The organism is Streptomyces griseomycini (assembly GCF_014203535.1).
GTDB lineage: Bacteria > Actinomycetota > Actinomycetes > Streptomycetales > Streptomycetaceae > Streptomyces > Streptomyces griseomycini.
This window is the reverse complement of record NZ_JACHJI010000004.1, coordinates 573,241-594,764: the sequence shown is the minus strand read 5'-3', so window position 1 is coordinate 594,764 and position 21,524 is coordinate 573,241. Positions and strand designations below refer to the sequence as shown.

25 protein-coding genes are annotated in these 21,524 nt (G+C 72.2%); 12 read left to right on the top strand and 13 right to left on the bottom strand.

Annotated features, from left to right (window positions below; translation table 11 throughout):
• Nucleotides 1-19 precede the first annotated feature (19 nt).
• Both FHS37_RS14425 and FHS37_RS14420 read left to right on the top strand, forming a co-directional pair.
• Nucleotides 20-1,297, top strand: coding sequence for a VWA domain-containing protein (locus FHS37_RS14425; protein WP_184821014.1), 1,278 nt, complete (start codon nucleotides 20-22; stop codon nucleotides 1,295-1,297).
• Nucleotides 1,297-2,109 (top strand): hypothetical protein, encoded by an 813-nt coding sequence (locus tag FHS37_RS14420; protein WP_184821012.1) that lies wholly within the window; start codon nucleotides 1,297-1,299, stop codon nucleotides 2,107-2,109. The genes FHS37_RS14425 and FHS37_RS14420 overlap by 1 nt, the downstream gene beginning before the upstream one ends.
• Before the next feature lie 45 nt (nucleotides 2,110-2,154).
• Here the strand turns inward: FHS37_RS14420 and FHS37_RS14415 are convergent, their stop codons facing one another.
• A complete protein-coding gene (locus tag FHS37_RS14415) occupies nucleotides 2,155-2,781 on the bottom strand; it encodes a winged helix-turn-helix transcriptional regulator (RefSeq protein WP_184821010.1) in 627 nt (208 codons plus the stop codon).
• Nucleotides 2,782-2,862: 81 nt separating this feature from the next.
• Here FHS37_RS14415 and FHS37_RS14410 point away from each other — a divergent pair, with 81 nt between their 5' ends.
• Nucleotides 2,863-4,071 carry a pyridoxal phosphate-dependent aminotransferase gene (locus tag FHS37_RS14410; protein ID WP_184821008.1) on the top strand — a complete coding sequence of 403 codons (1,209 nt, stop codon included), beginning with the start codon at nucleotides 2,863-2,865 and terminating at the stop codon, nucleotides 4,069-4,071.
• A 41-nt stretch (nucleotides 4,072-4,112) separates the two neighbouring features.
• Entirely contained in the window at nucleotides 4,113-4,262 is a 150-nt protein-coding gene (locus FHS37_RS14405) for a hypothetical protein (protein WP_184821006.1), read from the top strand.
• Between the two features lie 22 nt (nucleotides 4,263-4,284).
• Here the strand turns inward: FHS37_RS14405 and FHS37_RS14400 are convergent, their stop codons facing one another.
• The 3 genes from FHS37_RS14400 to FHS37_RS14390 all read right to left on the bottom strand — a co-directional run bounded on the left by FHS37_RS14400 (nucleotide 4,285) and on the right by FHS37_RS14390 (nucleotide 7,430).
• Nucleotides 4,285-5,085 (bottom strand): GNAT family N-acetyltransferase, encoded by an 801-nt coding sequence (locus FHS37_RS14400; protein ID WP_184821004.1) that lies wholly within the window; start codon nucleotides 5,083-5,085, stop codon nucleotides 4,285-4,287.
• 144 nt (nucleotides 5,086-5,229) lie between these two features.
• The gene (locus tag FHS37_RS14395) at nucleotides 5,230-6,129 is read right to left on the bottom strand and encodes a GNAT family N-acetyltransferase (protein ID WP_184821002.1); all 900 of its coding nucleotides are present in this window, start codon (nucleotides 6,127-6,129) and stop codon (nucleotides 5,230-5,232) included.
• Nucleotides 6,130-6,491: 362 nt separating this feature from the next.
• On the bottom strand, nucleotides 6,492-7,430 hold the full coding sequence (locus FHS37_RS14390; RefSeq protein ID WP_184821000.1) for a helix-turn-helix domain-containing protein: 939 nt from the start codon (nucleotides 7,428-7,430) through the stop codon (nucleotides 6,492-6,494).
• Between the two features lie 153 nt (nucleotides 7,431-7,583).
• On the opposite strand from FHS37_RS14390, the gene FHS37_RS14385 reads away from it, so the two are divergent.
• The gene (locus tag FHS37_RS14385; RefSeq protein ID WP_184820998.1) at nucleotides 7,584-8,489 is read left to right on the top strand and encodes an MBL fold metallo-hydrolase; all 906 of its coding nucleotides are present in this window, start codon (nucleotides 7,584-7,586) and stop codon (nucleotides 8,487-8,489) included.
• A 477-nt stretch (nucleotides 8,490-8,966) separates the two neighbouring features.
• On the opposite strand, the gene FHS37_RS14380 is transcribed toward FHS37_RS14385, so the two are convergent.
• Nucleotides 8,967-9,422, bottom strand: a complete 456-nt coding sequence (locus FHS37_RS14380; RefSeq protein WP_184820996.1) for an ATP-binding protein — start codon at nucleotides 9,420-9,422, stop codon at nucleotides 8,967-8,969.
• A gap of 158 nt (nucleotides 9,423-9,580) precedes the next feature.
• Between FHS37_RS14380 and FHS37_RS14375 the strand changes: the two genes are divergently transcribed.
• The 7 genes from FHS37_RS14375 (at nucleotide 9,581) to FHS37_RS14345 (ending at nucleotide 14,309) form a co-directional block, all read left to right on the top strand.
• Nucleotides 9,581-10,411, top strand: a complete 831-nt coding sequence (locus tag FHS37_RS14375; RefSeq protein WP_184820994.1) for a helix-turn-helix domain-containing protein — start codon at nucleotides 9,581-9,583, stop codon at nucleotides 10,409-10,411.
• Nucleotides 10,408-10,617, top strand: coding sequence for a DUF397 domain-containing protein (locus tag FHS37_RS14370; protein ID WP_184820992.1), 210 nt, complete (start codon nucleotides 10,408-10,410; stop codon nucleotides 10,615-10,617). Before FHS37_RS14375 ends, FHS37_RS14370 begins: the two co-directional genes overlap by 4 nt.
• The gene (locus FHS37_RS14365; RefSeq protein ID WP_184820990.1) at nucleotides 10,614-11,249 is read left to right on the top strand and encodes a hypothetical protein; all 636 of its coding nucleotides are present in this window, start codon (nucleotides 10,614-10,616) and stop codon (nucleotides 11,247-11,249) included. Before FHS37_RS14370 ends, FHS37_RS14365 begins: the two co-directional genes overlap by 4 nt.
• Before the next feature lie 58 nt (nucleotides 11,250-11,307).
• Nucleotides 11,308-11,730, top strand: a complete 423-nt coding sequence (locus FHS37_RS14360) for an acyl-CoA thioesterase (protein ID WP_184820988.1) — start codon at nucleotides 11,308-11,310, stop codon at nucleotides 11,728-11,730.
• Nucleotides 11,731-11,973: 243 nt separating this feature from the next.
• Nucleotides 11,974-12,849, top strand: a complete 876-nt coding sequence (locus FHS37_RS14355) for a lysozyme (protein ID WP_184820986.1) — start codon at nucleotides 11,974-11,976, stop codon at nucleotides 12,847-12,849.
• Between the two features lie 104 nt (nucleotides 12,850-12,953).
• On the top strand, nucleotides 12,954-13,613 hold the full coding sequence (locus tag FHS37_RS14350; protein WP_184820984.1) for a peptidoglycan recognition protein family protein: 660 nt from the start codon (nucleotides 12,954-12,956) through the stop codon (nucleotides 13,611-13,613).
• A 90-nt stretch (nucleotides 13,614-13,703) separates the two neighbouring features.
• Nucleotides 13,704-14,309: a 3'-5' exonuclease gene (locus FHS37_RS14345; RefSeq protein WP_184820982.1), complete on the top strand. Its 606-nt coding sequence runs from the start codon at nucleotides 13,704-13,706 to the stop codon at nucleotides 14,307-14,309.
• On the opposite strand, the gene FHS37_RS14340 is transcribed toward FHS37_RS14345, so the two are convergent.
• The 8 genes from FHS37_RS14340 to FHS37_RS14305 form a co-directional block, all read right to left on the bottom strand.
• Nucleotides 14,278-15,660, bottom strand: coding sequence for a nucleobase:cation symporter-2 family protein (locus tag FHS37_RS14340; RefSeq protein WP_184820980.1), 1,383 nt, complete (start codon nucleotides 15,658-15,660; stop codon nucleotides 14,278-14,280). The two genes, FHS37_RS14345 and FHS37_RS14340, sit on opposite strands and share 32 nt — an antisense overlap.
• A gap of 219 nt (nucleotides 15,661-15,879) precedes the next feature.
• Entirely contained in the window at nucleotides 15,880-17,265 is a 1,386-nt protein-coding gene (locus tag FHS37_RS14335) for an 8-oxoguanine deaminase (protein ID WP_184820978.1), read from the bottom strand.
• Nucleotides 17,266-17,334: 69 nt separating this feature from the next.
• Nucleotides 17,335-18,747, bottom strand: coding sequence for a nucleobase:cation symporter-2 family protein (locus FHS37_RS14330; RefSeq protein WP_184820976.1), 1,413 nt, complete (start codon nucleotides 18,745-18,747; stop codon nucleotides 17,335-17,337).
• Between the two features lie 63 nt (nucleotides 18,748-18,810).
• Complete coding sequence (gene pucL, locus FHS37_RS14325) at nucleotides 18,811-19,746, bottom strand: factor-independent urate hydroxylase (protein WP_184820975.1); 936 nt, start codon at nucleotides 19,744-19,746, stop codon at nucleotides 18,811-18,813.
• Nucleotides 19,747-19,753: 7 nt separating this feature from the next.
• On the bottom strand, nucleotides 19,754-20,155 hold the full coding sequence (gene uraH, locus FHS37_RS14320; protein ID WP_184820973.1) for a hydroxyisourate hydrolase: 402 nt from the start codon (nucleotides 20,153-20,155) through the stop codon (nucleotides 19,754-19,756).
• A gap of 2 nt (nucleotides 20,156-20,157) precedes the next feature.
• A complete protein-coding gene (gene uraD / locus FHS37_RS14315; RefSeq protein ID WP_184820971.1) occupies nucleotides 20,158-20,667 on the bottom strand; it encodes a 2-oxo-4-hydroxy-4-carboxy-5-ureidoimidazoline decarboxylase in 510 nt (169 codons plus the stop codon).
• A 208-nt stretch (nucleotides 20,668-20,875) separates the two neighbouring features.
• Nucleotides 20,876-21,244, bottom strand: coding sequence for a helix-turn-helix domain-containing protein (locus tag FHS37_RS14310; RefSeq protein WP_184820969.1), 369 nt, complete (start codon nucleotides 21,242-21,244; stop codon nucleotides 20,876-20,878).
• Nucleotides 21,241-21,492: a YkoF family thiamine-binding protein gene (locus FHS37_RS14305; protein WP_184820967.1), complete on the bottom strand. Its 252-nt coding sequence runs from the start codon at nucleotides 21,490-21,492 to the stop codon at nucleotides 21,241-21,243. Before FHS37_RS14305 ends, FHS37_RS14310 begins: the two co-directional genes overlap by 4 nt.
• Nucleotides 21,493-21,524 lie beyond the last annotated feature (32 nt).

The following is a 21,524-nucleotide window of genomic DNA, read 5'->3' as shown; positions in this document are numbered from 1 at the left end:
CGATCATTAGGATCCGCCGATGATCACAAGAAAACGGCCGGTGGCAGGCGTCTGCGCCCTGCTCGCCGCACTGACGGCCGGGCTCGTCGCCTTCCCGGCCGCGGCGGCCGCCGACGAACCCACGGGCCGGGACGCGCCCAAGGTGAACCTCGTCCTCGATGTGAGCGGCTCGATGCGGGCCCGGGACATCGACGGCCGGTCCCGGATGGCGGCGGCGAAGCAGGCGTTCAACGAGGTGCTGGACGCGACGCCGGAGGAGGTCGAGCTGGGCATCCGCACCCTCGGGGCGAACTACGCCGGCGACGACCGCGAGGAGGGCTGCGAGGACACCGCGCAGCTCTACCCGGTCGGCCCGCTGGACCGCACCGAGGCCAAGACGGCGGTGGCCACGCTGACCCCGACGGGCTGGACCCCGATCGGGCCGGCCCTGCTGAAGGCCGCCGACGACCTCGAGGGCGGCGACGGCTCCAAGCGCATCGTGCTGATCAGCGACGGCGAGGACACCTGTGCCCCGCTCGACCCGTGCGAGGTGGCCCGGGAGATCGCCGCGAAGGGCATCGGCCTGACCGTCGACACCCTGGGCCTGGTGCCGAACGTCAAGATGAGCCGGCAGCTCAGCTGCATCGCCGAGGCGACCGGCGGGACCTACACCTCGGTCGAGCACCAGGACGAACTCACCGACCGGGTGAACGAGTTGGTGGACCGTGCGGCCGAACCGGTGGTGACGCCGGTCGCCACGGAGGGCGCCGCCTCGTGCACGAGGGCGCCGACGCTGGGGTCCGGCCTGTACACCGACCGTGAGGAGTTCGGGCAGCAGCGCTGGTACCGCGTGGAGCTGCCGGCGGGACAGGAGCTGCGCGCCTCGGTGAGCGTGGCGGCGGACCGGGCCGTGCGCCCGGACTACGGCGTGCTGCTGCGGGCGGTCACGGTGCACGGCCGTGAGATCGTGCGCGGCGAGGCCACGGGCAACGGCCGCACGGACGTGCTGTCCACCGGGCTGCGCTACCCGAGGCCCGAGCGGGAGGACGACGACGGCGGCAAGCCGGCCGCCGAGGTCGTGTGTCTGGCGGTGACCAACTCCTTCTCCGCGGACTCCGGGGTGAAGACCACGCCCGGTCTGCCGCTGGAGCTGACCGTCGACGTCGTGGACGGCCCGGACGGCTCGAGCGACGTGGCCTCCTTCGGCCTGGGCCGGGGCTGGTGGCTGCTCGGCGCGCTGGTCCTCACCGGGTTCCTCGCCGGTCTCGTCTGGGGCTGGCTGTCACGCTGGCGGATCGCCGTCTGGAGGACCAGCTGATGCGCGTCACACGTGTGCTGGGCGCCGCCCTGCTGACGCTCGGACTGGCCGCCGCCCCCGCCGCGGCCGACTCCTCGCCGTCCCCGAAGGCGCCTGAGGACGGCGGGGCGCCCACCCGCGCGGGCACCTCGTTCCGTACCGCGACGGAGGTCGAGCAGGGGCAGACCGCCACGGCGCGTGCCTCCACGGGGGACTACCTGTACTGGTCGTTCCCGGCGGACGCCGGACAACGCCCCACCGTCCACGCGACGGTGAAGCTGCCCGAGAGCCACGCGGCACAGACCTGGCAGATCGACGTGTACGACGGCCTGCGCCGCCGCCAGGCCTGCCAGTACGGCGCGCAGACCCGCACCGCCGGGACGGACAAGGCCTCCGTGGAGCTGGAGTGCGTGCTGCGCACGGTCCGCGCCTGGTCGGAGCCGTGGGCCGACGACCCGCTGCCGGGCACGTACTACGTCCGGCTCACGGCGCTGCGGCTGCCGACGGCCGACCTGGGCCAGGCGGTGGAGGCCGAACTCCGGGTCGGCTCCAAGGACGTCGGCGGCGCGGCGGCGGTGGACGGCTCGCTGTCGGAACCCCTGGTGCCGGGCATCGCGATGACGTCCGGGGCCGGGGAGGAGGAGAAGGACGACGACTCCGGCTCCCCCGTGCTGGCCGGTCTGGAGCCCGAGGACGGCTGGTCCTCCGGCTGGTGGTCCGACCGCTGGGTGTGGACGGCGGCGGGCGGTGCGCTGGCCGCGCTGGCGGGTGTCGCCGGGTACCGGCTGACCCGCGGGTCCGGCCGTCCGCCCCGGGTGCCGCCGAGCACGTGACGCAGTGTCGGAAGGCCCGCCCGGTGCGGGCCTTCCGCCGTTCCCTCACCCCTCCCGCAGGGCCTTGGCGAGCGTGCCGTCGCCGGTCACCTCGACCCGCCCGGCGCGCACCGCGTCGGCGACGGTCAGCTCGCCCCGGCTGATCGCCGTACGGGTCGCGGCGTCCAGGACCAGCCGGGCGTCGGGCTCCCGGGGGGCGGGACCGTCGCCGTACGCGGGACCGTCCCCGGCGCCGACGTGCAGGTGGAACGTCCCTTCCTCCAGCCGGACCTCGACCAGCCCCTCGCCCGGCAGCGCCCGCAGCAGGGGCAGCGCGAACCAGTGCGCCCGCACCGCGTCCGTGGGCCGCCGCTCCCCCAGCCCGGCCTGCCCCCACTCACCCAGCGCCTGCAGCACCGGCAGCAACGCGCGCCCCCGTGCGGTGAGTTCGTACACGTACGCCGCGCCGGGCGGGGGCAGCCGCCGCCGGGTCGTCAGCCCGTCGCGCTCCATGTCCTTCAGCCGCGAGGCCAGTACGTCCGTGCTGACGCCGGGCAGGTCCGCGTGCAGGTCGGTGTAGCGCCGCGGGCCGGCGAGGAGTTCGCGGACGATCAGCAGGGTCCAGCGGTCGCCGACGGCGTCGAGCGCGCGGGCGGCGGAGCAGTACTGGTCGTAGCTTCGGCGAGGTGGCATGCCTCGCAGTCTAGACATGTCGTTGGACTTTCCAAGCGTCCACTTGGTAAAACCAAGCAACACCAGAAACCGGAGGGGCGCATGGAGTTCCGGCAGTCGAGCAAGCTCAGCGAGGTCTGTTACGAGATCCGCGGCCCGGTCATCGAGCACGCCAACGCGCTGGAGGAGGCGGGGCACAGCGTGCTGCGCCTGAACACCGGCAACCCGGCGCTGTTCGGCTTCGAGGCGCCGGAGGAGATCCTCCAGGACATGATCCGGATGCTCCCCCAGGCGCACGGCTACACGGACTCGCGCGGGATCCTCTCCGCCCGCCGCGCGGTGGCCCAGCGCTACCAGACCCTGGGCCTGGAGGTGGACGTGGACGACGTCTTCCTCGGCAACGGCGTCTCCGAGCTGGTGTCGATGGCCGTGCAGGCCCTGCTGGAGGACGGCGACGAGATCCTCATCCCGGCACCGGACTTCCCCCTGTGGACGGCGGTGACGACCCTCGCCGGCGGCAAGGCGGTCCACTACCTGTGCGACGAGCAGGCCGACTGGTACCCGGACCTGGACGACATGGCCGCGAAGATCACCGGCCGCACCAAGGCCGTGGTCCTCATCAACCCCAACAACCCCACCGGCGCGGTCTATCCGAAGGAGGTCGTCGAGGGCGTCCTCGACCTGGCCCGCCGGCACGGCCTGATGGTCCTCGCCGACGAGATCTACGACCAGATCCTCTACGACGACGCCGTGCACCACTCGGCCGCCGCGCTCGCCCCCGACCTGGTGGTCCTCACCTTCTGCGGCCTGTCCAAGACGTACCGGGTGGCGGGCTTCCGCTCCGGCTGGCTGGTGGTCACCGGCCCGAAGCAGCACGCGAAGGACTACCTCGAGGGCCTGACCATGCTGGCCTCCATGCGCCTGTGCGCCAACGCCCCCGCCCAGTACGCCGTCCAGGCCGCGCTCGGCGGCCGGCAGTCCATCCGCGAGCTGACCGCACCCGGCGGGCGGCTGCGCGAGCAGCGGGACGTGGCGTGGGAGAAGCTGAACGAGATCCCCGGCGTGAGCTGCGTGAAGCCGAAGGGCGCGCTGTACGCCTTCCCGCGCCTGGACCCCGAGGTGCACAAGATCCACGACGACGAGAGGTTCGTCCTCGACCTGCTGCTGCAGGAGAAGATCCAGGTGGTCCAGGGCACCGGGTTCAACTGGCCGAGGCCCGACCACTTCCGCATCCTCACCCTCCCCCACGCGGAGGACCTGGAGGCCGCGATCGGCCGCATCGGCCGCTTCCTGAGCGGCTACCGGCAGTAGGGACCGGGAACCGCCGGCCGGACGGTCGCGTCGATCACGGCATGCGAGAAGAGAGAGTGGGCTGCGCGGGCGCCCTCCCTCCGGCCGCTGGCGCCGTCGTGGCGGCGCTCGCGGCGGGCGTGCTCGCGCTCGGGATCTGGGGTCTGCTCAGCTGGTGGACGCCCTGCCAGCGGCCGGAGGTCGTGCACTAGCGGCCGTGGCGGGTCCGCCGGATCAGGACTTCAGGGTGTAGAAGCGCATCGGGGAGTTCGGCCGGAAGCCGATGCGGGGGTACACGGGCGCCCCGGCGGCGGTCGCGTGCAGGGTGGCCCGGGTCGCTCCCGTGGCCCGGGCGCCCTCGTGCAGTGCCTTGCGCGTCACCGCCTCCCCGTAGCCCCGGCGCTGCCACTCCGGGTCGGTGGCGACGAGCAGGACGAAGAGGCGGCCCTGCGCCTCCACCGTGGCGGCGCAGGCCACGGGGGTGCCGTCCCGTACGCCCAGGTAAGCGTGCACCCTGTCCTTCCACAGCGCGGAGCGGACGAGGCCGTCACGGCCGTCCTCCGGCGGGAACCCGTAGGCACGCGAGTTGATGTCCGCGAAGGCCCGCAGGTGCTCCTCGCCGGTCACGCGTACGAACGCCAGGTCGGGGTGGTCCGGTTCGGGGAGGGGCAGCAGGTCTCCCGCCATGCCCGTGCCGGGGAAGGCGTACGCGAGGCCGACCCGCTCGGCGGCCGCCCCCAGCCCTGCGCGCGCCTCGTCGTCGAGGAGGTCCTCGAAGACCCACAGGAAACCCGGACGGCTCTTCGAGCGCATGATCTCCGCCGCCTCCTCCAGGCGCCGCCCCACGAGTCCGGCGCCCGTGCCGACACCGGTCAGCGTGACGCAGTTCCAGAAGGCGAAGCGGCAGTCGGCCCACCGGACGGCGATGCCCGGAAGGTCACGGACGTCCGCGTCCGGGTCCCGGTCGAGCACCATGATCCGCCAGACGGCGGCGAGTTGTTCCATCGATTCGATCGAGTCCGCGAGATCGTGCACGGATCCCCCTCCAGTCGCCGGGTGTGCGGAAGTCCTCCGAGCAGTACGAGTAGTACACGCCCCGCGCCCTCCGCGGGGCCCGCTCGTCCCGCTCCGGCGTGCCGTGTCGCCCCCGCGAGCCCGGCATGATCCGAACGAGAGGCCCTAGGCCGCTCGACCCGCCGGGTGGAAGTTGACGCGTTCGCTGACGACGGGGAAGCCGGCCTCGGCGAAGTTGGCGGCCATGGGGAAGTTGCCCCGGTCCGTCGCTCCGCTGACGAACTCCGCGCCTTGTGCGACGAGGAAACGGGTGCACTCCGCGAGCAGGTCGTAGGCGTAGCCGTGACCGCGCTGTTCCGGGACGACTCCGATGAAGCCGATGGCCGGTCCGGAGGGGTTGTGGACCGGGATGTGGATGCCGACCAGGTCACCCCCCGGCGTGTGCGCGGTCCGCCACCACTCCCGCGGGGAGGGGCACCAGCGGAAGAAGTCGAGTTCCTCCTGGGCGGCCTGGTCGAGGCCGCCCTCCTCGACGGCCTTGAGCGCGTGGGCGTCCAGGGTCACGGAGTGGATGCGGCGCAACGCGTCGAAGAACACGGTGTCGTCGGGTTCGGCGCCGAAGCACAGGCGTCCGGGCCGCTCGGGCAGGCCTCGCTCCGGGGTCCAGCGGTACAGGAAGCGTTCCACCAGGAGTTCGTACCCGGCGGCGCGTGCGGCGGAGAAGCGTGCCTCGGCGGCCGGGCGCAGGCCGGGCTCGTCCCGCCAGCCGCCGGGCAGGTTGATCTCGAGTTCGACCTGCCAGGGGGCGGAGCGCAGGAGTTCGGCCCCCGCCTCCTCCTCGCCCTCGGCCACGTCGAACCAGTTGATGTTGACGGGCTCCGAGTCGTCGGGGCCGCCCCACCACGCGCCGCGTGCCACGACCTCGCCGTCGCGCAGGGCGACGCGCTTCCAGTCGGGGCGGAACCGGGTACGCCGATGGGCTTCACGGGCGCCCAGCGGGTCGGGGAGAGCGTCGAAGAGGTGGGCGTCGCTCGCGGAGAGCGGGTGGATGACCGGGTCGGTCATGGGTTCCTCCGGGATACGGGCTGCTTGGAGCGCTCCCGGTCAGAACTCGTGAAGCACGCCGGGACAGCGGAAAGGGGAGCGCTGGAGAGGTGTGAACCGCACGGCACTCGCCTCCTTCCGTCCGTCTCAGGGCGTCGAGCGACACGGTACGTGAACTCCCCCTGCTCCGTCCACAGTTCTTTGCCGGTAGTGGCTGCGTCGGACTGTCGCCCGGTGACCGGCACGGGTGGAAGGCGAGTTCGCCGGTGGGCTTGTCGAGCCGGACGCGCAGGTGCCGGCGGCTGCCGGTGTGCGGCCGCGGTCGGTCCTCACCCGCGTCGAGCAGGCGACGGCCGGCAAGAGCGCGGAGCCGGACGGGAGTGTCAGGCACCCCTGCCGCGGTCACGGGCCGGTGAGGTGCCGGCGGCCGTGGGGACGCCGCGCCGGCCCGCCGGGCCGCGACCGCCCTCGCCGGTGCCGCACGCCTGCCGCAGCGCCGTCAGTGCCGCGGCGGAGGGGGACCCGGGCTCCGCGGTGAGGGTGACGAGGGACTGGTGCGGTTCCTGCGGGACGTGGAACGCCTGTTGTGTGACGGTGAGTTCCCCGACGACCGGATGGGCCAGGTCGTGAACGTCGCGGCTGCAGGGATCAACGGTGTGTTCGGCCCACAGGGCGACGAACTCGGGGCTGTGGTCAGTCAGTTCGCCGATCAACGCGGCGAGGCGGGTGTCTCCCGGGTTGCGGGCCGTCAGGGTGCGCAGGTTGCCGACCACGGCGCGGGCCTTGGCGGGCCAGTCACGGTAGAGGGCGCGGGTGGGCGCGTCCAGGAAGACCAGCCGGGACAGGTTGGGGCGGGTGTCGGGGTCGTCGGGCGCTGCGGGGTCCAGGTGCCCGGCGAGCAGGGCGTGCCCGGTCCTGTTCCAGGCCAGCACGTCGTTGCGGCGGCCCACGACGAGAGCGGGCACGTGGTCCATGGTGGCCAGCAGCATGCGCAGATCGGCGGAGACGCGCTCCGCGCGGGGCGTCGCCGGCCGGGTCCGGTGACCCGTCGTCGACAGGACGTGCAGGTGCTCCCGCTCGGCCGTGGTCAGGTGCAGGGCGGCCGCGATCGCGTCGAGGACTTCGGCCGAGGCGTTGACCGGCTGTCCCTGTTCGAGCCGTGTGTAGTAGCCGGCGCTGACCCCCGCGAGCATCGCGACTTCCTCCCGGCGCAGGCCGGGCACCCGGCGCCGGTCCCCGTACCGGGGCAGGCCGACGTCGTCCGGGCTCAACTGCGCGCGCCGCACCCTCAGGAACTCGCCGAGCGGTGATCTGCGGTCCATGGGCCCAGTATGCGCGGCGGCGACGCCCGCAGCCTGCACCTGTCAGGGGTAGGCAGGAGCGGGACTGGTCACCCCGGCCTGGGGTCCGGAGAGTCGATCGCACGACCCGCGGCGGAGGCCGCTCCACAGCCCCGCTCCGAACGAGGGAGACACATGCCCACCACCCTGAGACTGGGAGACGTCGAGATCACCCGCGTCATCGAGTTCTCCGACATCTCGCCGATGACGACCGACGTGTTCTTCCCCGGCAGCAAGCCGGAGGAATGGCAGCGGCACGCCGCACTGCTGGACCCGGACCACTGGGACGCCCGCACCGGCCTGACGCGCGTCGCCACGCAGTCCTGGGTGCTGCGCAGCGAAGGCAGGGTCATCGTGATCGACACCGGCGCGGGCAACGGCAAGTACCGTCCGCTGCAGCCGATCTGGTCGTACCTGGACACGAACTACCTGGACAACCTCGCCGCGGCCGGCGTCCGGCCGGAGGACGTCGACCTCGTCGTCAACACCCACCTGCACGACGACCACGTCGGCTGGAACACCCGGCTGGACGGACGCGACTGGGTGCCCACCTTCCCGAACGCGACCTACCTCATGCCGCGGCCCGACGTGACGTACTGGCACCCCGACCACCTGCACCGCACCCGGTTCGGCCGGGGCAACCAGAACGTCTACGAGGACAGCGTCCAGCCGGTGATCGACGCCGGGCTCGTCACGACCTGGCACGACTCCTACGTCATCGACGCCAACCTCCGGCTCGAACCGGCACCCGGGCACACCCCGGGCTCCTCGGTCGTCCACCTCGAGTCCGGGGGCGACCGCGCGGTCTTCGCCGGTGACCTGCTGCACGGCGCGATCCAGATCCACGAGCCCCACCTCAACAGCTGCTTCGAGGAGGACGAGGACGGCGCCCGCGCCAGCCGGGCACGGATGTACGCCTACGCGGCCGACCACAACGCCCTCGTGCTCCCCGCCCACCTGCCCGGCCACGGCGCCTTCGAGATCCGCCGCGAGGGCAGCGGCTTCGCCCTCTCCCGCTGGGCGCCCTTCTCCCGTTCCTAGGACGACGGCAGGCCGCGCATCATCGGCGTCGAGACCCGAACCGGGGTCACGACCGGAGGAGTCGGCCCTCGGCGACCTCGCGGACCGGATGGTTTCCGTCGGCGATCCTCGTCGGCGTCTCCGCCACGGCATCGAAGTAGTCAGCCGGGTGCCGTACTCGTCCGTGATCGTGATCCCGCCCACGGTCCAACTGCCGACACGCCCGTCCCCCACCTCGATGGACCTTCCGGGCCGGCCGTCCCGGTCCGACAGGAACGGGATCCGCATCATCGCGCCGGAACGGATTCTCCGGCTGGTCCGGAGGGTCGGAATCCCCAAGGCGTGGCGCGGTTCACGCAGGACTTCTCCTCCGTCGCGGGCCCGGGCGGATCCGCGTGACCGGCCGGGGCGTGCTGCCGGAGGAGGCGCATCAGGCGGGACCGGCTCTCCCCGGCACCCATCGCCCACTGCCCCCCTCGGCCCGCTCGTCGGCATCCGTCACCCCAGCGGGACTTCGCACCACACCGTCTTGGTGTACGGGTCCCCGCAGGTGGTGCCCCAGCGGGACGACAGCGCCTCGACGAGGAGGAGGCCGCGGCCGGACTCCGTGTCGAATGGGGCGGGGGTGAGCGTGCCGGGGGCCGGGGGGCGGCGGTCCGGGCGGGCGTCCGTGACTTCGATGCGCAGCGTGGCGTCCTCCGCGTACACGGTCAGGCGCAGGCCGAAGTCCCGGCCCCGCACCCGCCCGTGCCGTACGGCGTTCGCGGCGAGCTCGGCCACGAGCAGCGACGCCGTGCGGTTGCCCTCGCAGTCGTACGGCCAGCCCCACGCGACGAGTTGCGCGACCGTCAGGCGACGGGCGAGCCGGGCGCCCCGGGCCGTGGCCGAGAGGCGGATGCGGAAGTGGCGGGCGGGGCCGGTGTGTCCGTCCACCGGGGCGGTCTCGACGTTCATGTCACTCAGCGTGGTCACCCGGATCCGCCGTGAACAGTACCGGCGGCCGTACCCGGGAGCGCCGTACGGAAGGTGTCCGGGCCTGTCCGGGTCGTGCCGCGTGACGTCCCGCACCCGCGGTGTGTTGGACACCGGGCGGAGCACGGAGGTGTGGGGGCATGAGCGTGGAACCCTACGGGGCGGACGAGGAGTCGGCGGCCGTCCTGCGGACCGTCGGGCGGGTCATCAAGATGTGCCGGGAGCGGACGGGGCTGACCCAGGCCGCCCTCGGCACGCACATCGGGTACAGCGAGGAGCAGGTCTCGTCCGTCGAGCGCGGACGCCGGGCGCCGGCGGAGGAGTTCCTCGACGCGGCCGATCGCGTCCTCGAGGCCGGCGGCCTCGTCGCGGGGCTGAAGAAGGACGTGGAGAAGGCCCGGTTCCCGAAGAAGGTGCGGGATCTCGCGAAGTTGGAGGCGGAGGCCGTCGAGATCTGCGCCTATGACAACTCCGTGGTCAACGGCTTGCTGCAGACCGAGGAGTACCAGCGGGCGGTGTTCCGGTCGCGGCGGCCGGCCTTCACCGAGGAAGAGGTTGACCAACTGGTCAACGCCAGGCTGGCCCGACAGGAGATCATCGGCGACCGGCAGGTCGGCACGGCTTTCAACTTCGTGCACGACGAGGCTGCGCTACGACGGCCCGTCGGGGGCAAGATGGTCCTGCGACGCCAGCTCGAACGGCTGCTGGAGGTCGGTCAGATGCGGAACGTCGAGTTCCAAGTACTGCCGCTGGACTCCGAGGACAACGGCGGACTCGACGGTCCCTTCCATCTGCTGCGACTCAAGGACGGTGCCACCGTGGGGCACAGCGACATTCAGCTCGTCAGCCGGTTGACCTCGGACCGCAGAGAGATCCAGATCCTCGAACTGCGCTATGGGATCATCCGGGCACAGGCCCTCACGCCTCGGAAGTCACTGACCTACATCGAGACACTGCTGGGAGAGACATGAGCCTGAAGCCCTTGACCGGTGACGGCACCGCGATGGTGTGGCGCAAGAGCAGCCACAGCAACCCAGACGGCGCCGCCTGCGTCGAGGTCGCCACCACCCCGCACACCGTCCACGTACGCGACTCCAAGCACATAGAAGGCCCCCGCCTCACCTTCACCCCCGCCCAGTGGTCCGCCTTCCTCCCCTACGCCTCCGGACGCCGATGACCCGACCCCCCACCGCCGCGCAGCGCCGTCTGATCGAGGCGGCCGACCCCGTCACCGGGCGGGTGAAGGGGACGCCCGCGCAGCTCGCGGCGCTGGTGCAGCGTGGGCTCGCCTTCCGTCACCCGCGGCCTCCGCACGACCACTTCCTGACGTCCGCCGGACGCCGGGTGCGGGAGGCGGAGCCCGAGCCGGCCGAGCCGGCCGAGCCGCAGGCGCCGAGCGGCACCGGGGTGTTCGCCGCCCGGGTGGGTGGTGAGGCCGCACCCCCCGCAGCGGGTCCCGCCCGGCTCCGGGAGGTCCGCAGTGCCTGGCAGGGCATGCTGGAGCTGCGCCGGATGACCAATCCCGACGGTGCCACGGACCGGCCCTGCGGCTGGGAGCGCTCGCACCTCGTGCAGGCCGCCGCGCTCGCCCTGGAGGCGGCCGGGCACACCCCGGCCGGACCGGGCACCGAGGGCGGCTACCGGGTGCGGGCGACCCCGCAGCCGGAGGCGGTCGCCGTGTACGAGCCGGACGGCGGGGCGCTGCGGGCCTGCGCGGCCACGCTGGAGCGGGCCGGCTGGCAGGCCGGGGAGTACACGGAGCCGAGGACGCGGGCGCGCTATCTGCTGGCCTCTCCGCGCCGGGTGTGACGGGCGTGCCAGGATCGGTGGGCAGGGCGACGAGCCGAGCCGATGTGAAGGGGACGCGGTGAGCGAGCCGTTTTCCGTCCGTGTGACCGTGCGCGGATACGAGACCGACGTACAGGGCCACCTCAACCAGGCCGTGTACCTCAACTACGCCGAGCACGCGCGCTGGTCGCTGCTCCAGGAGGCGGGGATCACCCAGTCCGGTCTCCTGGCGCGGGGTGTGGGACCGGTCGCGCTGGAGACCACCATCCGCTACCGGCGGGAACTCCTCGCCGGCGACGAGGTCGACGTGAGCTGCGCCTTCGCCTGGGGCGGCGGCAAGACCTTCACCATCGAGCAGACGATCACCAGGTCCGACGGCACGGTGGCGGCCGAGATCACCGCGGTCGGCGGCGTCCTGGACCTCAAGCGGCGCAGGCTCGTGCCGAACCCGCAGGACGTCTTCCGGGAGCTGGCGAAGGACCCGGGCCTCTTCGGGCTGTAGGGCGCGGCGCGACGGGGCGGTTCCGCTTTCACCCGGTGAAAGTTTCCGCCATTCGAGGGGCAACTTTCCTGCTTGTCGGCCCGGGTGGTGGACCAGACCACCAGAGGACATTGGAGACTCTTTACACGCACGGGATCCACGTGCGTAATTGGTGACGCGTGCACGTCAAACAGTGCCGGATCTACCCGCGTCGATCCGGCCGGGACCATCTCCTTCCTCACCCCACCTCTGACCGGAGGCAGCATGTTCTCCTCACGTCGCCGCACGGCCCGCTTCCCCAGACGGGCGGCCACGGCCCTCGGTGTCCTGGGCGCGGCCCTCGCCCTGACCGCGACCACGGCGGGCGGCGCGACCGCCGCGCCCGAACCCCCCGTCAAGATCGAGCCCGGCCAGGCCTACATGGGCGTGGGCGCGCGGATCCACCAGGGCATTCCGGCCGGACAGCCGTCGATGGGCACCCTGGCCCCGACCGACGGCGTCCAGGGCATCGACGTCTCGCACTGGCAGGGCGCCATCAACTGGACCTCGGTGCGGAACGCCGGCATCCAGTTCGCCTGGATGAAGGCGACCGAGGGCACCGGTTACAAGGACCCGCGCTTCAACACCAACTACCCGGCCGCGTACCACGCGGGCGTGATCCGCGGCGCGTACCACTTCGCCCTCCCCAACGCCTCCAACGGCGCGACCCAGGCCGCCTACTTCGTCAACAACGGCGGTGGCTGGTCGCGCGACAACCTGACCCTGCCCGGCGTCCTCGACATCGAGCACAACCCCTACGGGGCGATGTGCTACGGCCTGTCCACCACGCAGATGCGCAGCTGGATCAACGACTTCTACACCACCTACAAGTCCCGCACCGGCCGCGACGTGGTGATCTACACGACGGCGAGCTGGTGGAACACCTGCACCGGCAACTGGACCGGCATGTACGGCAAGAGCCCGCTGTGGGTGGCGCACTGGACCTCCGCCGCCTCCCCCACCATCCCGAGCGGCTTCCCCACCTGGACGGTGTGGCAGTACACGAGCACCGGCTCGGTCAGCGGCGTCTCCGGCAACGTGGACCGCAACAAGTTCAACGGCTCCCGCGACCGGCTCCTGGCCCTCGCCAACAACACGTAACGGCGGCGGCGCGCACGCCCCGCACGCGGTCACACGGTGGAGCCGACGACCGTCCCTCCCGTCGGCTCCACCTCCTCCCCCCACCCTCCTCGCAAGGAGTGATCGTGAACGCCGAGAACGCACTCCGCCGCCGTCTGCTGCTCACCGGTGCGGCGGCCGGCCTGGTCGCCGCCACCGCCCTGCCGGGCACCGCCCACGCACGGGACGCCGACGTCGTCGAGCCGGACGTCGACTCCACCCGGGCCTGGGGCGCCCGTTCCCCCCGGGGGAGCATCCGCACCCTCGACCACCGGCCGGGCCGGATCGTCGTCCACCACACGGTGAGCGACAACACCTCCGACTTCTCCCGCGCCCGGGCGCACGCCCACGCCCACTGGGTCCAGGACCTGCACATGGACGGGAACGGATGGATCGACACCGGCTACCACTTCCTGGTCAGCCGGGGCGGCTGGACAACCGAGGGCCGGCACGGCAGCCTGCGGGCCCTGGCCGGCGGGACGGGCTTCGTCCTCGGTTCCCACACCTCGGGGCAGAACGACCGGGCCATCGGGATCGCGAGCGAGGGCGCCTACCACGCGGGCGCGACGCCGCCGCGGGCCCAGTGGGAGGTCCTGGTGGCCCTGTGCGCGTACACGTGCTCCCGGTACCGCATCCCGTCCGGGCAGATATACGGCCACAAGGACTTCGGCGACACGCTCTGTCCGGGGGTCGTCCACGACACGCTGCCCCGGCTGCGCGACGAGGTGGCCGCCCTGCTGGCGTGAGGGCCGTCGCCGGCCGGGTGCGGTAAGCACGGGCGGCGGGCGGGGAATTCGGATGCCGGGACGGCCCCCGGACTGGAATCCTTCCGTGCCATGGCCCCACGACGTGTCAAACCCAGCCTGTACGTCTCCGTCGACGTCGAGGCCGACGGACCGATTCCCGGGCCCTACTCGATGCTGAGTCTCGGTGCCGCCGTCGCCGGGGTGCAGGACGGGGAGGGGTTCACCGCGGCCGACCCCGAGGAGCGGACGTTCTACCGGGAACTCAAGCCGATCAGCGAGGAGTTCGTGCCCGAGGCGCTGGCCGTGAGCGGGCTGGACCGGGCCCGGCTCGGCACCGAGGGTGCCGAGCCGGGCCGGGCGATGCGCGAGTTCGCCGACTGGGTGCGCGTGGCCGGGACGGAGGCCGGCGCCCAGCCGGTGATGTGCGGTTACCCGGCGTCGTACGACTGGACGTTCCTGTACTGGTACCTGATCCGGTTCACCGGGGAGAGCCCCTTCGGGCACTCGGGGTGCCTGGACATGAAGACCCTCTACGCCGCCAGGGCGGGGCTTCCGCTGCGGGCGGTGGCCAAGGGCACCATGCCCCGCGAGCTGCTCTCCCGACGCCGGCACACCCACCATGCACTCGACGACGCGATCGAGCAGGCCGAGCTGTTCGCCAACCTCATGACGTGGCCGGGGCCTTCGCGGTGCTGATGTCCTCGGCCGCCTCCATCGGATGGGTCACGTCCTCCGCGTCCCGGCCCTTGCCGATGTGGTTGAAGACCAGGTTGAGCAGGACGGCGGCGACGCAGCCCGTGGAGATGCCCGAGTCCAGGATGATCTTCGCGTTCTCCGGGAACGAGTGGTAGAACTCCGGCGCCGCGATCGGGATGAGGCCGACGGCCAGGGAGACCGCGACGATCAGGACGTTGTTGTCCTTCTCCAGACCGGCCCGTACCAGGGTCTGGATGCCGCTGGCGGCGACCGAGCCGAACAGGACCACGCCCGCGCCGCCGAGCACGGGACGCGGCACGACGGCGATCAGGGAGGCGGCCACGGGGCACAGGCCCATCAGGAGGAGGAAGCCTCCGCCGGTGGCGACGACGTAGCGGCTGCGGATCCTCGTCATCGCGACCAGGCCGATGTTCTGGGCGAAGGCGCTGCACATGAAGCCGTTGAAGAGGGGGCTGACCGCCGAGCCCAGGGTGTCGGCGCGCAGGCCGGCCGCGATGGTCTTCTCGTCGGCCTTGCGGTCCACGATCTCGCCCAGGGCTAGCATGTCGGCGGTGGACTCGGTCATCGAGACGACCATCACGACGCACATGGAGAGGATCGCGGCGAGCTGGAACTGCGGGGCGCCGAAGTGGAACGGGGTCGGGAAGCCCACGATGTCCGCGTCCGCGACCGGGCCGAAGTCCGTGACGCCGAACGGGATCGCGATGACCGTGCCCGCGACCAGGCCGAGCAGCACGGCGATCTGCTTGACGAAGCCGCGGGTGAAGCGGCGCAGCAGCAGGACGACGACGAGGGTGATCGCCGCCAGGCCCAGGTTGGTCGGCGACCCGAAGTCGTCGGCGGTGGGGCTGGGACCCTGTGCCCAGCCGAAGGCGACGGGCAGCAGGGAGACGCCGATGAGGGTGATGACCGTGCCGGTGACGACCGGCGGGAAGAAGCGGATCGCCTTGCTGAAGAAGGGCGCCGCGACGAAGCCGAGCAGACCGGCGACGATGACCGCGCCGAAGATGATCGGCAGCGCGTCGGACTTGTCCTCGGTGGAGGCGACGATCGCGGTCATGGGGGCGACACCGGCGAAGGTGACGCCGTTGACGAAGGGCAGCCGGGCACCGATGTTCCAGATGCCGAGGGTCTGCAGGAAGGTGGCGAGGCCCGCGGTGAACAGGCAGGCGCCGGTGAGGAAGGTGAGTTCGCCGGCGGACAGGCCTATGGCCGCGCCGACGATCAGGGGCGGGGCGACGACTCCGGCGTACATGGCAGCGACGTGCTGCAGGCCGGTGGTCGCCATCTTCAGGGCGGGGAGTTTCTCGTCAACAGGGTGGTCGGCCACGGCGGCGTTCCTCCGGTCGGTTGCACGTCGGCTCTGACGTGGGTGTCAAGGAGGTGGTGCGGGGGTGGTCGTGCGGGACCGGGACGGATCGTTCGTGGGGGAACGGGCCCTCTCCGGGGCGTGCGCGCACGCCCCGGAGACGGCCCCCGTGGGCCCTGCTCGGGTCCACGGTCGCCGGCCGGGAGCCGTCCCTCCCGGCCGGAGTCCTTTCGGGGTGGATCAGCCCTGCGCGGCGATCCGGGCGAGACGCCGGGCCTCGTCCCTGGTGGAGCGGGCGACGGCGTCCTCGTCGACCGTGAGCAGTCGGCCGTCCTCGACGATCTGACGGCCGTTCACGAACGACGCCGTCACCGGGGCGGCGGCGCCGAGGACGAGGGCGGTCACCGGGTCGGCGATGGAGGCGTGGGCGAGCGTGTCCAGCTTCCACAGCACGAGGTCGGCGAGCTTGCCCGGCTCCAGGGAGCCGATCTCGTCCTCCCGGCCCAGGACCCGCGCGCCGCCGTGGGTGCCGAGGCGCAGTGCCTGCCGGGCGTTCAGGGCGGCCTCGCGGTGGGCGCCGAGGCGGTTGACGAGGAGGGCGTTGCGCAGTTCGGTGTGGAGCTCGCCGGACTCGTTGGAGGCGGTGCCGTCGACGCCGAGGCCGACCGGGACGCCGGCGGCGAGCATGTCGGGGACGCGGGCGATGCCGGCCGCGAGGCGGGCGTTGGAGGACGGGCAGTGGGCGACGCCGGTCCGCGTGCGGGCGAAGGCGGCGATGTCGGAGTCGTTCATGTGGACGCAGTGCGCCATCCACACGTCCTCGCCGAGCCAGCCGGTGGACTCGAAGTAGTCGGTCGGGCCCATGCCGAACAGTTCGCGGCAGAACTTCTCCTCCTCCACGGTCTCCGAGCCGTGGGTGTGCAGCCGCACGCCCAGCCGACGGGCCAGCTCCGCGCCCTGGCGCAGCAGTTCGGTGGAGACGGAGAAGGGGGAGCAGGGGGCGACGGCGACCTGGGTCATCGCGTCGAAGGAGGCGTCGTGGTGTTCCACGACGGTGGCCTCGGTGGCGGCGAGGGCGCCCTCCAGGCTCTCCACGGCGAAGTCCGGCGGCAGCCCGCCGTCCGACTCGCCGCGGTCCATGGAGCCGCGGGCGAGGGTGAAGCGGACACCCGTCTCGCGGGCGGCGCCGATGATCGCGCCGGACAGGTCGCCGGAGCCCCGGGGGAAGACGTAGTGGTGGTCCGCGGCGGTGGTGACGCCGCCGCGGGCCATCATCGCGAGCGAGCCCCGGGCCGCCGCGCGCACCATCGGCTCGTCGATGCGCGCCCAGGTGGGGTAGAGCGCGACGAGCCAGTCGAACAGGTTGTGGTCGGTGGCCAGGCCCCGGGTGATCCACTGGTAGAAGTGGTGGTGGGTGTTGACCAGGCCGGGGGTCACCAGATGCCCGGTGGCGTCGATGCGGCGTACGACGTTCTCCAGGCCCTCGGGCGCCCGGCCGGCGCCGACGGACTCGATCCTGTTCCCGGCGATGACGACGTGGCCCGAGGCGTGCTCGGTGTCGCCCGCGTCCACGGTCGCGATCGCGCAGTTCTCGATCACGGTGCGCTGGGCTGCCGATGGTGCCATGGCGCTTTCCTTGTCTTCGGTGGCGGCCCCGCGGGCGGGGAGTGCCCACGGGGAGGGCACGGCAGGACCCTAGGAGGATTTGAGTGCCGGAGCCGTGGTGCGGCTCCGGGTGCCGAGATGGTGGAAGAACAGGTTGAGCGTGACCGCGACGAGCGCTCCGGCGCTGATGCCGGAACCGAGCACGGTCTGCGCCCAGGCCGGGAACTCCTGGTAGAAGGTCGGCGCGGCCAGCGGGATGATGCCCGCGCCGAGCGCCACGGCCACCAGGATGATGTTGGAGCCGTCGTCCAGTCCCGCCTCGGAGAGCGTGCGGATGCCGCTGACGGCGATGGAGCCGAACAGCACGATGCCCGCGCCGCCGAGGACCGGCATGGGGACCAGGGAGACGACCGCGCCGAGGACCGGGAAGGCGCCGAGGACCAGCAGGGTGGCGCCGGCGACGGCGACGACGTAGCGGCTGCGCACCCGGGTGAGGGAGACGACGCCGACGTTCTGCGCGAAGGCGGAGGTGGGGAAGCCGCCGAAGACGGGGCCGACCAGGGTGGCGATGCCGTCGGTGCGCAGTCCCCGGGTGATGGTCCTCCCGTCGGCCTTGCGGTCGCAGATCTCGCCGAGGGCGAGCATCCCGGCGGATGACTCCGTCATCAGCACCAGCATCACGATGCACAGCGACAGGACGGCCGCGGGCTGGAAGACGGGGGCGCCGAAGGCGAACGGCGCGGGCAGCGCGGCGACCGGCGCGGAGGACAGGGCGCCGAAGTCGGCCATGCCGAGGGGGACGGCGGCCAGGGTGCCGACCAGCAGGCCGAGCAGCAGGGCGACCTGCTTGACGAAGCCCTTGCCGAAGCGCTGGACGAGCAGGATCACGGTGAGGGTGAATCCGGCGAGCGCGAGGTTGCGCAGGGCGCCGAAGTCGGCGGCGGTCTCGTCGCCGCCCTGTGCCCAGGTGACGGGGACCGGCATCAGCGTGACGCCGATGAGCGTGATGACCACGCCGGTGACCAGCGGCGGGAAGAAGCGCAGCAGTCGCCCGAAGAACGGGCCGACCGCGAGGCAGAAGACGCCGGCGACCATCACCGCGCCGTAGACGGCGGGGAGTTGCCGCCCGGTGTCGTTGGTCTCGGCGATGGCGAGGATCGGGGCGATGCCGGCCGAGGAGGCGGCGTTGACGAAGGGCAGGCGGTTGCCGACGAAGCCCTTGACGCCGAGGGTCTGGACCAGGGTCGCGACGCCCGCGATGAGCAGGCTCGCGGCGATCAGCCGGGTGCGGGCCGCGAGGTCGAGTCCGCAGGCCTGGCCGATGATGAGCGGAGGAGTGACCACGCCTGCGTACATCGCGGCGATGTGCTGGAGCGCGGCGGGGACGAGCCGCGAGGGGTGGAGCTTCTCGTCCACCGGGTGCACGGACGTGACGGCGTCCTCGGCGTGCACCGGCGGGGTGGAACATGGGCCTTCAGCCGGCCCCTTTGCAGGCAGTGCCATGGTGTTCCCTCCGGTGTGGCGCGCCCCGGCCGCGGTGGCCGGGCCGGGGGCGCGCGTCCCGCGTCAGAGGTTGGTCATGTCGACCGGGATGAGTTGCTCGGCGCCGTCGCGCAGGATGGTGGCCTCGATCAGGCCGTAGGGGCGGTCGGCGGCGTAGTAGACGGCGCCGTCCTTGGCCTCGTTGTCGATCCCGAAGGGCGACAGGTCCGAGCGGAAGTGGTGCTTGTTGGGCATCGAGAAGCGGATCTCGTCGACCTCGTCGCGGGAGTTCAGCACCCGCACGCCCATCTCGAAGAGGGTCTGCTGGAGCGAGTACGAGTAGGTCTCGGCGAACGCCTGCAGCGCGTGCTTGCGCACTCCGGCGTACGAGCGGTCCCAGTCCGGGGCGTGCGAGTCGATGCCGTCCCAGTTGTGCCGCCACCAGGTGGAGACGGTGGTGGCGAGGATGCGGTCGTGGTCCTCCTGGAGGGTGGTGTACTTGTCCTTCAGGAAGCCGAAGAACTCGGAGTTGGTCGAGTTCAGGACGGTGAGGTCCTTGAAGCCGGAGAGCACCTGGATGCCGTGGCCGTCATAGGTGATCTGCGCGACGCGGGTCTCCTGGCCCTTGCGGACGAAGGAGTGGGCGATCTCCTCCGCGCCGACGAAGCGGGCGCCGCCCTTCGAGGTCTCGATCCGCTCCCAGGCGTACTCCTCGATGCGGATGCGGGCCCGGTGGATGGGCTCGTTGTTGTCCACGAAGTGGCGGGCGAGCTTGATGCCGAGGTCCTCGGCGCTCTCGATCCCGTGCTCCTTGGCGAAGGCGAACACCGTGTTCTTGGTGGTGTCGGTCGGCAGGACGTTCGCGTTGGAGCCGCTGCGGTGGACCTCCTCCATGTCGCCGGAGAGGGCGACGGAGACGTTCAGGTCCTTGATGTGGTGCGTGTCGCCGTCACGCGTGATCTTGACAACGCGGTTCTCCGCCTTGCCGTACTGGTTCTGTCCCAGGACGAAACGGGTCATGTGTCGGTCAGCTCCCTCGGTAAACGGAGTAGCCGAACGGGTTGAGCAGCAGCGGAACGTGGTAGTGCTCCCCGGGTACCACCGCGAAGGTGACGGTGACCTCGGGGAAGAACACCGGCCGGCCGTTCTCGCTGTCCCGGAGCGCGGGGGCGTCCTGCTGGGCCGCGGCTTGTTTCCTGGCGAAGTACGTCTCGGTGTCGAAGTCGAGCCGTACGTGGGTGGTGCCCTCCGGCAGTGCCGGGAGGTCCTTGCACCGGCCGTCGGCATCGGTCGCGGAGCCGCCGAGCGCCTGCCAGTCCGCGTCGCCGCCCGTCCGGGCGGCGAGCCGGACGGCGACGCCCTCGGCGGGGCGGCCGACGCTGGTGTCCAGGATGTGCGTGGACACGGAGGCGGTGGTGCTGGTGCTCATGGTCAGGCGTCCTGTTCGACGAGTCGGGTCAGGCGGATGCGGTTGATCTTCCCCAGTTCGGTGCGGACGATCTCCCGCTCCTGCTCGGGCGAGTTGCCGATCCGCTCCAGGGCCGCGTCCCGCATCTGCTCGCCGGTCCGGCCGGTGGCGCAGATGAGGAAGACGTGGCCGAACTTCTCCTGGTAGGCCAGGTTCAGTTCGAGCATCTCCGCCTTGAGTCCTTCCGGGGCGCCGGCCATGCCGGCCTGCTCCCGGGAGGAGGTCGGGTCGCCCGGCTTCGGGCGGCCGATGGGCGGGTGCCCGGCCATCGCCTCGGCGAGGTCGTCCGCCGTCAGCTCCGCCATGGCGGCGTCGCTGGCGGCGTACAGGTCCTCGGCGGTGGCGTAGGGGCGGGCGGCGAGCAGGTGCCGGGCCCACGCCGTGGAGGCACACGCCTCGTGGAGTTCCGCGAGTGCCGCGGTCTCCTCGAGGGCGTTGAAACGGGCCAGGCCCGACGCGGAAGTGGACGTCACGGGAGCCTCCGTGGCCTTGTGCTGAACGGGCGTGCCGATAGCTAACGCCGTGCCGAACAACACGTCAACAGTTTGTTGAAAATTCGGGGGAACAAATACGAGTCCGCCACGGCACTCCCCCCGGCCCGCCCCCGGAGCGCCCGGAAACCCCCGCGGGCCGCCGCCCGGTGCCGGGCGGCGGCCCGCGGCCACCTGGTCGGCTCCCCGCTCAGGAGCCCTTCTCGCGGTTGAGGTAGTTGTACACGGTGAACCGGCTGACGCCGAGCGCGCTCGCCACGGTCTCCACCCCGTGCCGCACGGCGAAGGCGCCGCGCGCCTCCAGACTGCGCACGATCTCCTGCTTCGCCTTGCGGTCCAGATCGGCGAGCGGCCTGCCCTTCCTGCGCTCCAGGGCGGCGAGGATGTGGTCCAGGGAGTCCGCGAGCTGGGGCAGCCGCACGGCGAGGACGTCGGCACCCTCCCAGGCGAGGACGACGTCGTCGGGGCCGGCCTCGTCCGGCGGGATCATCTCCCCGCCCATGGCGTCGACCAGCGGCTTGACGGCCGCGACGAACGGGCCGTCGAGCGCATCGCTCATCCTTCGCCCTCCCCGATCACGTTGACCTGGAGCGAGACCCTGGTCGCGCCCGCCGCCAGCGACCGGCGCAGCAGCGCGTCCACGGCGGTGAGCACCGCGTCGGCGGCCCCCTCCGCGGTGTTGCCGAAGGGCCCGACGTCCACGGCGTCCAGGTCGGCCCCCTCGACGACCTCACGGGCCACCACCGCGTGCGCGGGCGCCTCGTCCAGGTCGAAGGGCTCGGTCGTGAACTCCACTCTCAATCGCACGCGCACAACCTAACGCGCGCCACGGGTTCCGG